A 12,379-nucleotide genomic window follows, 5' to 3' on the forward strand; every position below is an offset into this window, starting at 1 on the left:
AAGATGCTTGATGCATTACACAAAACAAAAACAGAAAAGGAAGTCTATGAAAAAGAAAACCTTAGCACTGGTGACCGCGTTTGCGATGACGGGCGTATTACCGGGAGCTTATGCCGAAGACTCAACACAGGAGTTGGTGGAACACGTACACAAAATGGCGGTGAAGTACCCAACGACAAAGAAAGTCGATGTGGTGGATGAGTATTTTGGTACCAAAGTCAGTGACCCATACCGTTGGTTAGAAGACGACCGCAGTAAAGAAACCGCAGATTGGGTGAAAGCGCAGAACCAAGTCACGTTCGATTACTTGGCGCAAATTCCTTATCGTCACCAGATTGAAGAACGCTTAACTCAGTTGATGGATTACGAGAAGTTAGGGCGACCATTCAAAGAAGGTAAATACACCTATTTCTATAAGAACGACGGTTTGCAAAACCAAGATGTGCTTTACCGCCAACTTGACGGTGGTAAGCCTGAAGTCTTCCTCGACCCAAATACCTTTAGCGAAGATGGCACGACCTCATTGGCGAATGTGAGCTTCACCAAAGATGGTTCTTTAGTCGCTTACAGCATTTCAGAGGGCGGTAGCGACTGGCGCAAAGTGATTGTGCTTGATGCCGAAACCAAAAAGCCTGTCGGTGAGACGCTAGTGGATATTAAGTTCAGCGGCGTAAACTGGTTAGGCAACAAAGGTTTCTACTACTCAAGTTACGATAAGCCAGAAGGCAGCGAGCTTTCGGCAAAAACCGACCAACACAAGCTTTACTACCACGAGCTAGGCACTAAGCAGAGTGAAGACAAGCTTATCTTCGGTGGTACAGAGGTAGAGAAGCACCGATACGTTCGTGGTTACACTTCCGACGACCAACGTTACCTGTTTATTTCGGCAAGCACTTCAACGTCTGGCAATAAGCTGTTCTTCAAAGATTTGACCAAGCCAGACAGTCCGCTGCAAACCATTTTGGATGACACCAATTCTGATACTTGGGTGATTGATAGCAAAGACACCAAGCTGTATTTGGTCACTAACTTAGATGCACCAAACAAACGTGTAGTGACGGTGGATGCGAGCAACCCTGAGCCGAAGAATTGGAAAGATTTAATTCCTGAAACTGACAATGTGCTTAGCCCATCAACTGCAGGCGGTTACCTGTTCGCAAGCTACATTGTTGACGCGCTTTCGATGGTCAAACAATACGATATGGACGGCAAGTTCATTCGTGAAATCAAGCTACCAGACATCGGCAGTGCTTACGGCTTTTGGGGTAAGAAAGAAGACGCTGAAGTCTACTACTCTTTCACCAACTACAAGACGCCAAGCACGACCTATCGCCTAGACATCAAAGACGGTGACAGCGAGGTTTACCACAAATCGAACGCACTATTCGATCCGGCAAAATTTGAATCTCGTCAGGTGTTCTACAAGTCGAAAGATGGCACCAAGATTCCAATGATCATTACCTACAAAAAAGGCACGCCGATGGACGGCAGTGCGCCAACGATCTTGTATGGTTATGGTGGTTTCAATATCAGCCTGACGCCTTACTTTAGTCCGAGTCGAGCAGCATGGTTGGAAATGGGCGGTATCTACGCTGTCGCGAACATCCGTGGCGGTGGTGAGTACGGCAAAGACTGGCACAATGCTGGCACCAAATTAGAGAAGCAAAACTCGTTTGATGACTTTATTGCTGGAGCTGAGTTCCTTATCGATAAAGACTACACCTCATCAGACAAGCTTGCGATTAACGGTGGCTCGAACGGCGGCTTGCTTGTTGGTGCAGTGATGACGCAGCGCCCAGAGCTGTTCAAAGTGGCACTGCCAGCAGTGGGTGTATTGGATATGCTTCGCTACCACACTTTTACGGCAGGAGCGGGCTGGGCTTATGACTACGGTACAGCAGAACAAAGTAAAGAGATGTTCAATTACCTCAAAGGTTACTCGCCAGTACACAACGTCAAAGCCGGCGTTAAGTACCCAGCAACTATGGTAACAACGGGTGACCACGATGACCGCGTGGTGCCAGCGCACTCGTACAAATTTGCGGCTGAACTACAGTCGAAACAAGCGGGTACAAACCCAACTTTGATTCGAATCGAAACCAACGCAGGTCACGGTGCAGGCACACCGACCAGCAAGGTTATTGAGAAAACTGCTGATGTTTACAGCTTTACTTTGTTCAATATGGGCGTTGAAAAGCTGTAAGCGAGAGGGCGGATTAACCGAAGAGCTTAAGCTCACTCACATTGGAATTAAAACGCAGTCTTCGGGCTGCGTTTTTTTGTTTAAGGTAGAACAGAAAAATATGCGATGCCAACGTAGTTCACATAAATGATATTGAAGAATTACCAAGAAGTGGATGTATCGAACGCCAAGGTGAAATAACATTTTATTAATGAAAATACTCTACAGTTGTAGAATATATGTTTAAGCCAACATGACTTATTTATTGGTGAAATAGCTGAAAAAGTATATAGCTAAACGTCTAGGTGGTTCTATCTTTCGATTGACCGTTTATTTTTTCTTTGGTTTGATTTCACATGTTTAATCTATATTAACTGAGTATTCATTGTTTGTTGTGATATCTACTATTTAGATAATTGTTAATCTAAATTTCATTTCAAATCTAAACCAAAATTTAGGTTATAACTCATATAACCATAGGTGATTGAACTTACCGTTATCCTCTATTTAATTTAAATGCAGCGTTAAACAAACTGTTATTTGTAAATTCGCGTTGGAAATTGAACTTTCTGAGGCTCGATTCAGTTCGTCCGCGATTTATGCAGGTTTGTTGACGCGTGCGTTTAATTGAATAAAAGATGGATAAAATCCTATGAATATCGTGAAACCGTCTGTTGTCGTGATGGCAGCAGCAATCCAGTTTGCGTCCCCCGTTTTTGCTGAGACAGATACAGATAAAGAACTGCAAGACATGTCCGATCCTCTTGCGGTTTATACCCAAGCTGGCTTTGGCATTACGGACAAAGGGGCAAACATTAAGATAGGCCAAACTTATAAAGCGTCTCAACCGGGCACGATGGCGATGAACGTTATCGAAGTCAAAGGTATTGGTGGCGAACTGTTTGGCATTCGGGATGAAGATGACCCGTTGTACAGCAAATTGGATGACAGTATTGATTCCTTCCGCCTGCGTAATTTCCAAGTTGAAGTTGCGAAAGGATTGGGACGTCAGCTTGATGTGAACTACGACGTGGATGCTGACAAGTTGGATGCGTCGTACAGCTTCATCAAGGCCTTACCGAAGCTTGGTGTTGTCCAGCTTTACCCATTAGCTGGTGCAGGTGTGACGATTGCCAATGACTTCAGTGGTGAAGACAACGGCTACGAGATTCCAGGTACATTTACTGTGGTTGGTATGTACTCGAAAATCGATATTACCGACAAAATTTGGATCAACTACAACCCGATGTATATGCACACCTTGTCGGGCTCAAGTGATTATAAAGACACGTATTATGCGGGTGAGGATAATATCTTAACGCATGAATTTGCGATTTCTTACCAAATAACACCGCGTTCAAATATTCGTTACTTCGCTAACTGGAATGAGCAAGTCGACTTTGGCGATGGTGACCACCGTATCGAATACAACTACCAATTCTAATACGACTCATAAGATAAAAATAATTTACGCATTTTTGCTGTGTGATGTTTGGTCACACATTAAGTGGAAATAACAAGGCGCATCAAATTTTAAGCGCGTTCGTCGTTGGTTTTATTTCAGGCGACAAGATGAAAACAAAAATAGAAGAAAGACTAATCGCTTAGTCGGTTTTATTTCTCATTAAATCCACAAATTGCCTGTGCTGTGTGTGATGGTCAGTCCTTTCACTGATATACAACCAACGCCGCAGTACGGGTTTTCTCCTAACATACTTATAGGTTTTAGTATGAAAAATCTTACCAAAATCGTTGCTGTGGGGTCCCTCATCTCGTGTGCAGCAGCGCAAGCAGGAGGTCTATATTTGTATGAGACTTCCACCACAGACATTGGTTTAGCGTCTGCTGGTATGGCGGCAAGAGCGCAGGATGCCTCGGTCATGGCGGCGAACCCGGCAGGTCTGTCTAACGTGGCGGGTCAGTCATTTTCGGGTCACTTGATCAGCTTGTATGGCGACACAACACTGGACACATTTGGTGGCGGTGACGCAGGTAACATCATTGGTTACGTGCCACTTGGTTCTGCGTTTTATAGCCAACAAGTGAACGATAAGTGGACGCTTGGTATTGGTATGTACGGCAACTACGGCTTGGGTCTGGAATACGATAAGCTGTTCAGCCGTATTGATATTCCTAATGCAATTACTCAGGCCGTGACGGTTCAACCTTCTGCTTCATACCGTATTAATGATCAATGGTCTGTAGGTGCTGCATTGGGCATCCATTACGGCATTTTAGATATGGATGTCAAAGTTGATGGTACGGCAATCGCTGGTGGCATTGAAGATACTGAAACTCAAGTCAATGGCCGCGTTGGTGTGCTGTATGAGTTGAATTCAGGTACTCGCTTAGGTCTGTCTTACTCGAATGAAACTGAGTTCGAATTCGATGATAAAGACTTCTCGACCAGTGCCGTTGCGCCTCAGCAGTTGGTATTCAGTGCTTACCATGAGCTCAATGACAAACTGGCGGTGATGGGTAACTTGAACTGGCAAGATTGGAGTGCTTACCAAACACTGATGGATGTAGAAACACAAGACACCTACCAGATTGCTTTGGGTACACAGTACAAGGTTAATAGCAAAGTGATGTGGAATGCAGGTTTCGCCTTTGACTCAAGCATGTACACAGACCAATCCAACGGTGATCTGACTATCCCAACTGGCAACGCTTACCGTCTAGGTACGGGCATTGATTACAAGATTGATGAAGCAAGCACGGTGTCAGTTGCCTTTGAAGCGACCTTGATTGAATCGTCTGAAGTGAAAGGTCGAGCGGGTAACACGATTGCAAGCTTTGATGATCCAGCGTTGTACTTCTTGAGCATTGGCTACAGCTGGAAAAACCAATAATCCGGCGTTAACGCAATCACTAGATTAGCGATACAACGAAAAGCAGCGGTAAGCACGTCCTAGGCTTACCGCCGTTTTTGTTTGTAGCGGGACGGTATCAATTAAACTGAACAAAAAGCACAAAGTAAAAAGACGAAAACGAATTCGTCGAGGAAATTTGAAATGAACAACACGTTTTGGCTGGCATGTGCAGCGTTAGTTTTAAGCTCGTCGGCTCTGGCTAGCGAACGCGTTCCCAAAGAGAACAAAAACAAATTAGCCGATGACCCTACTAAGGTTATCACTAAGTTTGGGGCATCTTATTCCAACAACTATGATTTTGATGACCAGAACATCTCATTCTCTGGCTCGCTGGCATTAGATGAAGCGCGTAAAATTAACGTTCGCATCAATGATGATGCCAGTGAATGGCGTGTGGGCGGTTCGTGGTTGTTCCCCGTTGGTATTGTGAACTTCAACTTTGGTAAGAATGAATACACCAATGGCGCAGACCAAACCAATTACAGTGTTGGAACCTTTGTACCTTTGAGCTATTTTGGCATCGAGCCAGCAGGCTTTCAGATCTTCCCAATGGCAGGCTACACCTATAACGATGGCGATGTGCCAGTTTGTGATGGCGCAGAGGGCAGTGCATGTTCAGCCCCTGGTTTTACTGGCACACCTAGCCCAGAGAATGGGTTCAACATGATGAACTCTTCAGGCAGTAGCGGTTATTTGGGAGCATTCACATTGAAACCCCTAACAGAGCAACTAACGTTGATGGGGTTTGCTGGTGGATCTTACGGTTCGGAAAACAGTGAAGGGGATAATTACCAAGGCGTTTTTGGTGGAGTAGGCATGAGCTATCTGGTGCAGAAACGTCACTCCTTTAATGTGATGACGTTTGCCATGGACAACAACACTTATCTCGATGACCCTGACAAGCGTATCATCTTCTCATACCAATATCAGTTTGAATAATCGAGCATGTGTCATACCACTCGCTACTTCACGAGTGGTATGTCCAATCTCGTTCACCCAACCGTGTGAAAGGGATTTGCGCTTATTGGTCAATTTCAAATTTTGTACGAAATTGATTTTGCAAAATGTACATACGTTTCACATCTCTATAGCTGCCATTAATGAAGAACTCTTGCACTAAATGACCTTCCTCAATAAAGCCACATTTCTCATAGAGATGAATCGCCTTTTCGTTGTCGAGTGCCACCAATAGATAAATTTTGTGCAAGTTTAAGATTGAAAACGAATAATCAAGTGCACGATTAATGACCTCTTCCGCGTAACCTCTACCTTGATGATCAGGGGCGATAATAATTTGGAACTCGGCACTACGGTGAATATAGTTAATTTCAATTAGCTCTACTAGGCCAATAAGTACGCCTTGCTCATCCTCTACTACAAAGCGACGTTCTGCATCATCATGAATGTGCTTTCTGTACAATTCTTCTAATTCATCATGCGACTCATACGGTTCCTCAAACCAATACGTCATGATGTTGCGGTTATTGTTGAGATCGTGAATAAAACGCAAATCAGAACGTTCTAAAGCGCGAATTGTGAGTCCATTTCTCATTGTCTTTCTCCCAATAGGATTCGATATCCAAGTTGCCTCAAGAAACTAAGTTTTAGCGAGAATGACTTGGTTTGGTTAACCTCATCATAGCGTAATAGGGGGAAATCTCCCCTTTACTTATGCGAAGCTGAATGCGTAAAAGCGATCTCTATCAAACCTTAACAAAGCCTTGAAAAACAAGGCGTATAACAATAATAAATGTTAATCATAACGACAAAAAACCTGATTAGGCTAAGGGGGCGATTTCAGCTTAAATACCGCCAACGACTTAAGGTCATAATCTACATAAACAGGGTATTAAATATGTTTTCAATCGGTGACGTAGTAGTAGCTACTAAAGGTATCGATCTTGGTGAAATGGTTGTTACAGGTCTAAGCAGCGGCGGTTTTTACGTACGCGTTAAAGCTGGCGAAGCAACGCTAACTTACCCAGCTAAAGACGTTAAGAAAGCATAATTTAATTTGCTGACTTGCAAAAAAGGTAGCTTACGAGCTGCCTTTTTTTGTGCCTATATTATTTTCCTTTACCCCTTCCACCATTCTTACTTTATTTCGTTCTGAATTATTTTTAATCGAATTTAATATGTTTGGTTAATATATTGGAGCTCCCGTCATTTTTGACTCATATCAATAAAAGTTCTAGTTTTAAGTTGTTGTTTTTATGTTGTATTTTTTACGTTCGTCGGCAAGTGTCTGTTTTAAAAACTATTAGATGTTAAATCCGCTTCTCATCTAAATATTCGATTAATATCTATTCCTTTTTCCCATTTTTAAAAATATCGGTATTTCAATAACTTTCGCCGCAACGGATTAGGGGAAAGTTATGAATAAAAAGAAAATTACGCTAGGGATCGTTGGAGCAGGCTTAGTGGCTTACTTAGGTACTGTCTACATGGTGAAGCAAGACGATCAAAAAGTGGCTCAACAACAGTTAGTGCAGTTCAGTTCTCTGGATAAATCGACGCTAGATTATCAAGCAATGAAGGTGCTTTCAGACAAAGGCTGTGGTTATTGTCATACGCCAAACAGCGAAATGCCTTTCTACTCAGAAATGCCAGTAGCAAAACAAATCATGGAAGCTGATGTTCGTGTTGCGATGCGTCATTTCGATATGACCAACCTGTTTGATGATGTCAAACAAGATGATTTGGTCTCTGAAGTCGCATTAGCTCGTTTAGAAAAGGTGTTGTACGACGATTCAATGCCGCCGCCTATCTATCTCACGATGCACTGGTCAGCGAGCATGTCCAAAGACGAAAAGCACACCTTGTTGAAGTGGATTCGTGAGAAGCGCGCTGACCGTCATGCCCAGTCTCCGGTATCTGAAGAACGTAAAACCAAAGTTCTACAACCAATTTACACCACGTTCGAAACCGATGCAGACAAGGCTGAATTAGGTAAGGTGCTTTATCACGACACGCGACTATCAGGAGACAATAGTGTCTCATGTGCGTCATGCCATAGCCTTGATACAGGCGGCGTGGACCGACTCGTAACATCTGTTGGTATTCATGGCCAAGTGGGTGGCATCAACGCGCCAACCGTGTTTAATGCTGTGTACAACAAACTGCAATTCTGGGATGGCCGTGCTGCGGATCTGCAAGACCAAGCGGGTGGTCCTCCGTTTAACCCTATTGAAATGGGTTCTGTGGATTGGGATGAAATCGTCGACAAGTTAAGCCAAGACCCAGAAATGGTTGCGATGTTCAAAAAGGTTTACTCAGGTGAGATTAATGGCAACAACATTACGGATGCGATTGCCGAATTTGAGAAAACCCTAACCACACCAAATAGCCGCTTCGACCAATACATGATGGGTGATACTCAAGCGCTGGACTCGCACGAGAAATACGGTTTAATGTTGTTCAAGAAGTACGATTGTCAAACCTGTCACGCAGGTGAAGCGATGGGTGGTGAAACGTTTGAAACCATGGGTATGAAAGCGGACTACTTTGCTGAGCGTGGTACTGATATGACGGACGCAGACCTTGGTCGTTACAACTTCACTGGTAACAAAGAAGACAAACACAAGTTTAAAGTGCCAACCTTGCGCAACATTGAACTGACACCACCATACTTCCACGATGGTCATGCTGATACGCTAGAAAAAGCCATCTACGACATGGGTAAGTACCAAGTCGGAGTGGAAATGTCGGATGAAGAAGTGGATGCCATCAAAGCGTTCTTGAAAACACTGACGGGTGATTATGAAGGCCGTCCTTTAAGTTAAGCTAGGGCATAACCAACAAGTTTGTCACCGATAAAACGATAGACTTCGCAATCGAGACCACCTTTGATTAAGGTGGTCTTTTTTATGGAACAAATTCAATCAAGTAGGGATAGATATGATTGATCATTTTGAAATCAAAGTTGTGGATTTTGATGCTTGTGTCGCTTTTTACTCCAAGGTGCTTACCCCTCTGGGCATCGAACTAAAATGGTTGGACGAAGCAGCGGCAGGCTTTGGATTAGTTGGTGAACCCAATACGCGTTTTCTGATAGAAAAGAGTGACCAAAGTGCCCCTTGCCACATTGCGTTTAAAGCGAATGACAAAGCGTCCGTCGAGGCTTTTCATAGAACAGGTATTGAAGCTGGGTTTACTTGTCATGGAGAGCCAGGTTTACGTGAACACTATGCGCCCAATTACTACGCAGCGTTTTTTTATGATCCCGATGGTAACAACATCGAAGCGGTGGTTTATTTATAGGGTGTTAACTATAGGATGAGTCAGTGGGTATTTACTGATCGAACGATCGCTAGGTCATTGGTTTTACGATCAAGATAGAAGATAATCGAGCTCCTATTTCATCCCTATAAAAAGAACGAAAAATACTATGAAAGTTGTCGTCACAAAGGCACAAAAACAGCACGCTCAAGGCATTACCGAAGTTCTCAATCCCATCATAGAAGAGGGCTTATACACAATCCTTGATACCACCTTCACCCCAGAAGAGGAAGAAGGCTTCATTGAAAGCTTTCCTGAAACGGGTGTGTTCAATGTGGCATTGAATGTAAAAGAAGCGGATGAGGATGAGAGCGCCGTACTGGGTTTCCAAAACGTAGAGCCTTTCGCCAGTTATACCAAGGCATTCGCTCACGTTGGCATTATTGGTACGTTCGTCGATGCCAAGTGCCGTCGACAAGGTGTCGCTTCAGCGCTGTTTACCGCCACCTTTACCGATGCTAAATCCAAAGGTTATGAAAAGTTGTTTGCTTATGTTCGAGAGGACAACCCCAACGCGCTCGCAACGTATCTAAAACATGGCTTTGAAGTGGTCGGCACTGCAAAGAAGCACGCCAAAGTTAACGGCCAGTACATCAATGAAGTTATGATCGAGAAGTTTCTCTAACGCCTAGAAGGAAAACAAGATGCACAAGTCAGCAGGTATCATCATTAAAGACGGCGCGTTGTTAGTGCTGCGCTCAAAAGGCAAAGACACCTTCTATGCGCCGGGCGGAAAACTGGATAGTGGCGAAACGCCAGAGCAAGCGCTATGTCGCGAACTTCAAGAAGAAGTGAGCATTGCCGTGAAGGAAGGTGCCTTGACGCTGTTTGGTCGCTTTGAGGCGCCTGCACACGATAAAGACGGCATTACTTTGGTCATGGATGTGTTCTTCGTAAATGATTATTCGGGCGAGGTGGTTGCCAGTAACGAAATCGAAAAATACCAATGGGTAGACTCTTCAAACGTGGATGATATCGCGATAAGCACGATTTTCCGCAATGAGGTCTTCCCGCGCTTGGTTGAGCAAGGACGAGTAAAATAACGCTAAATCTCGGCCAGAATAAAAACGCCCACAATGCGAACGTATTGTGGGCGTTTTACTTCTTGAATCTTTTTCTACAATTCATGTTGACCTGTCTATAACTCTACAGTTTAAGATGTTTTCATCAGCGCTGAGGAAAATTACATGTATCGGATATCGGAACTGGCAGAGATGCTGGGTTTGTCTCGCACCACATTGCTCTACTACGAGAAGATTGAGCTCATCAAAGGGCAACGGTTAAGCAACGGCTACCGCGCTTACAGCGATGCGGATCTACAACGCTTGCGTTTGATCCAGCAATTGCAGAGTGGCGGACTGACGCTCAAGGAGTGTAAAGCCTGCTTAGAAGCCAAAGTAGATCGCCAGTTGATGCTGGAACGACTCAAACAGCTTGATGAAGAGATTGAGCAAAAGCAGAAATCGCGACAGCTCTTGGCAGCGCTGCTTGGTGAAACACCGTTAACCGATTGGCATGAATCGTTGGATGAAGTCGCGCCGGATGCGCACTTGAAATGGCTGATGACGCAAGGTTTTAGCGAGAAAGAAGCCCTTCACTTACGTTGGTTATCAAAAGATATGAATACTCACGACGACTACATGGCGGACTTCTTCCGCGTATTTGAAGCCTTGGAGTTTTGGGGGCCAGGTTCAGAGCAAGATACGTTGAAAGCATTGGGCCTATTACCAACTCAACCTGATGAAATATTGGAAATCGGGTGCGGGCAGGGCATTGCGACTCGTACTTTGGCAAAACATGCACACATCACAGCGGTCGATAATGACGAGCCGTCTTTGCAACGCCTACAAGGCAAAGCTGAGGCTCTTGGCTTAAGTGACAATATCACCACGGTGTGTGCGAGCATGACAGAACTGCCATTTGCAGAAGGCTCGGCCGATGTCATTTGGGCGGAAGGCAGTGCTTACATCATGGGTGTGGAGAATGCATTCAAAGCATGGCGCCCATTGCTTAAGGACGGCGGTATCTTAGTGGTGAGCGATTTGGTTTGGAACACGGATACACCAAGTGAAGATACGGTGGCGTTTTGGCAAAAAGAATACCCAGATGTGGGCAGTGTCGAGAAGCGTATTGAGCAGGCTAAAGCAGCAGGCTACCGAGTGTTAGAGACGTTCCCAATTAGCCAACAGGCATGGGATAACTACTACGTTCCTTTAGATGAGCGTGTGCAAAGTTTGAAAGCTGAGATGCCAGCATCACAAGCATTAAAAGACATACAAGTTGAATTAGATATCGTTAAACGCTGTGGTAATGAAGTGGCGTATCAGATGTATATCTTACAAAAAGATTGATAGAAAAATGAACGAAACAACAAATCAAAATACTCAAAAATCGAACTACACACTTTCTCAGTACGAGAGAGGCATGAGCAGCGAGATGATCGCTTTGTTTACTCAAACCTTTTCTGATTCTGAAGGTGAAGCAGAAGGCAAAACCATTGGCTTACTCGTCGGCGATTTGTTAACTACAACGTCAGAGCAAGAGTTGAAAGGCTTTGTTGCGAAACAAGGTGAGCGCTTGATTGCAGGCGTGTTGTTTACACCGCTACGTTTTGAGAATGGTGAAGTGGGTTACTTATTGTCGCCAATGGCAACGCTAACAGAATGCCAAGGTAAAGGCGTAGGACAAGCCCTGATCAACTTTGGCCTTGAACACTTGAAACAGCAAGGTATCGAGTTGGTGTTTACCTACGGCGATCCTAACTTCTACTCGCGCGTTGGTTTCCAACAAGTGACTGAAGCGCAGTTCAAAGCGCCTCACACTTTGAGCTTCCCACATGGTTGGTTGGCACAATCACTTGCAGGTGAGTTGACGCCAATCCAAGGCACATCCTCTTGTGTGCAAGGTTTGGATAGTCCTGCTTACTGGTAACCCATTAAGCTAAGGCAATTGTTGATCTAACCTGAACGAAAATGTATGGTCCGCCCCGTTATTGCAACTACAATTAAGTAATAACGGAGTTGGTTTGCGCTAATGTATTCGGAGT

General features: G+C 44.4%; 12 protein-coding genes. 11 read left to right on the forward strand and 1 reads right to left on the reverse strand.

What is annotated here, in order from left to right; genetic code table 11:
* Window positions 1-46 precede the first annotated feature (46 nt).
* The 4 genes from OQJ86_RS12585 (at window position 47) to OQJ86_RS12600 (ending at window position 5,994) form a co-directional block, all read left to right on the forward strand.
* On the forward strand, window positions 47-2,203 hold the full coding sequence (locus tag OQJ86_RS12585; protein ID WP_265987968.1) for a prolyl oligopeptidase family serine peptidase: 2,157 nt from the start codon (window positions 47-49) through the stop codon (window positions 2,201-2,203).
* A gap of 631 nt (window positions 2,204-2,834) precedes the next feature.
* Complete coding sequence (locus tag OQJ86_RS12590) at window positions 2,835-3,626, forward strand: hypothetical protein (protein ID WP_061035567.1); 792 nt, start codon at window positions 2,835-2,837, stop codon at window positions 3,624-3,626.
* 286 nt (window positions 3,627-3,912) lie between these two features.
* Entirely contained in the window at window positions 3,913-5,034 is a 1,122-nt protein-coding gene (locus OQJ86_RS12595; RefSeq protein WP_265987969.1) for an OmpP1/FadL family transporter, read from the forward strand.
* Window positions 5,035-5,196: 162 nt separating this feature from the next.
* The gene (locus tag OQJ86_RS12600) at window positions 5,197-5,994 is read left to right on the forward strand and encodes a hypothetical protein (RefSeq protein WP_248874006.1); all 798 of its coding nucleotides are present in this window, start codon (window positions 5,197-5,199) and stop codon (window positions 5,992-5,994) included.
* 82 nt (window positions 5,995-6,076) lie between these two features.
* Here the strand turns inward: OQJ86_RS12600 and speG are convergent, their stop codons facing one another.
* Window positions 6,077-6,607: a spermidine N1-acetyltransferase gene (speG, locus tag OQJ86_RS12605; protein ID WP_248874004.1), complete on the reverse strand. Its 531-nt coding sequence runs from the start codon at window positions 6,605-6,607 to the stop codon at window positions 6,077-6,079.
* Between the two features lie 303 nt (window positions 6,608-6,910).
* Here speG and OQJ86_RS12610 point away from each other — a divergent pair, with 303 nt between their 5' ends.
* The 7 genes from OQJ86_RS12610 to OQJ86_RS12640 all read left to right on the forward strand — a co-directional run bounded on the left by OQJ86_RS12610 (window position 6,911) and on the right by OQJ86_RS12640 (window position 12,264).
* Entirely contained in the window at window positions 6,911-7,063 is a 153-nt protein-coding gene (locus OQJ86_RS12610; RefSeq protein WP_095760490.1) for a hypothetical protein, read from the forward strand.
* A 367-nt stretch (window positions 7,064-7,430) separates the two neighbouring features.
* A complete protein-coding gene (locus OQJ86_RS12615; RefSeq protein ID WP_039974854.1) occupies window positions 7,431-8,837 on the forward strand; it encodes a cytochrome c peroxidase in 1,407 nt (468 codons plus the stop codon).
* A 115-nt stretch (window positions 8,838-8,952) separates the two neighbouring features.
* Complete coding sequence (locus OQJ86_RS12620; RefSeq protein ID WP_171375031.1) at window positions 8,953-9,315, forward strand: VOC family protein; 363 nt, start codon at window positions 8,953-8,955, stop codon at window positions 9,313-9,315.
* A 127-nt stretch (window positions 9,316-9,442) separates the two neighbouring features.
* The gene (locus OQJ86_RS12625) at window positions 9,443-9,958 is read left to right on the forward strand and encodes a GNAT family N-acetyltransferase (RefSeq protein WP_038865199.1); all 516 of its coding nucleotides are present in this window, start codon (window positions 9,443-9,445) and stop codon (window positions 9,956-9,958) included.
* 19 nt (window positions 9,959-9,977) lie between these two features.
* Window positions 9,978-10,376, forward strand: a complete 399-nt coding sequence (locus OQJ86_RS12630; protein WP_265987970.1) for an NUDIX hydrolase — start codon at window positions 9,978-9,980, stop codon at window positions 10,374-10,376.
* Between the two features lie 144 nt (window positions 10,377-10,520).
* Window positions 10,521-11,684 carry a MerR family transcriptional regulator gene (locus OQJ86_RS12635; RefSeq protein ID WP_265987971.1) on the forward strand — a complete coding sequence of 388 codons (1,164 nt, stop codon included), beginning with the start codon at window positions 10,521-10,523 and terminating at the stop codon, window positions 11,682-11,684.
* 7 nt (window positions 11,685-11,691) lie between these two features.
* A complete protein-coding gene (locus tag OQJ86_RS12640) occupies window positions 11,692-12,264 on the forward strand; it encodes a GNAT family N-acetyltransferase (RefSeq protein ID WP_265987972.1) in 573 nt (190 codons plus the stop codon).
* Window positions 12,265-12,379 lie beyond the last annotated feature (115 nt).

It is taken from the genome of Vibrio sp. Sgm 5 (assembly GCF_026241575.1).
Lineage (GTDB): Bacteria > Pseudomonadota > Gammaproteobacteria > Enterobacterales > Vibrionaceae > Vibrio > Vibrio jasicida.

Bases quoted from the DNA above. Each gene is read 5' to 3' on its own strand.
- OQJ86_RS12625 (WP_038865199.1), top strand. From the start codon at position 9,443: ATGAAAGTTGTCGTCACAAAGGCACAAAAACAGCACGCTCAAGGCATT.
- OQJ86_RS12585 (WP_265987968.1), top strand. From the start codon at position 47: ATGAAAAAGAAAACCTTAGCACTGGTGACCGCGTTTGCGATGACGGGC.
- speG (WP_248874004.1), bottom strand. From the start codon at position 6,607: ATGAGAAATGGACTCACAATTCGCGCTTTAGAACGTTCTGATTTGCGT.
- OQJ86_RS12600 (WP_248874006.1), top strand. From the start codon at position 5,197: ATGAACAACACGTTTTGGCTGGCATGTGCAGCGTTAGTTTTAAGCTCG.
- OQJ86_RS12590 (WP_061035567.1), top strand. From the start codon at position 2,835: ATGAATATCGTGAAACCGTCTGTTGTCGTGATGGCAGCAGCAATCCAG.
- OQJ86_RS12620 (WP_171375031.1), top strand. From the start codon at position 8,953: ATGATTGATCATTTTGAAATCAAAGTTGTGGATTTTGATGCTTGTGTC.
- OQJ86_RS12595 (WP_265987969.1), top strand. From the start codon at position 3,913: ATGAAAAATCTTACCAAAATCGTTGCTGTGGGGTCCCTCATCTCGTGT.
- OQJ86_RS12630 (WP_265987970.1), top strand. From the start codon at position 9,978: ATGCACAAGTCAGCAGGTATCATCATTAAAGACGGCGCGTTGTTAGTG.
- OQJ86_RS12640 (WP_265987972.1), top strand. From the start codon at position 11,692: ATGAACGAAACAACAAATCAAAATACTCAAAAATCGAACTACACACTT.
- OQJ86_RS12610 (WP_095760490.1), top strand. From the start codon at position 6,911: ATGTTTTCAATCGGTGACGTAGTAGTAGCTACTAAAGGTATCGATCTT.
- OQJ86_RS12615 (WP_039974854.1), top strand. From the start codon at position 7,431: ATGAATAAAAAGAAAATTACGCTAGGGATCGTTGGAGCAGGCTTAGTG.
- OQJ86_RS12635 (WP_265987971.1), top strand. From the start codon at position 10,521: ATGTATCGGATATCGGAACTGGCAGAGATGCTGGGTTTGTCTCGCACC.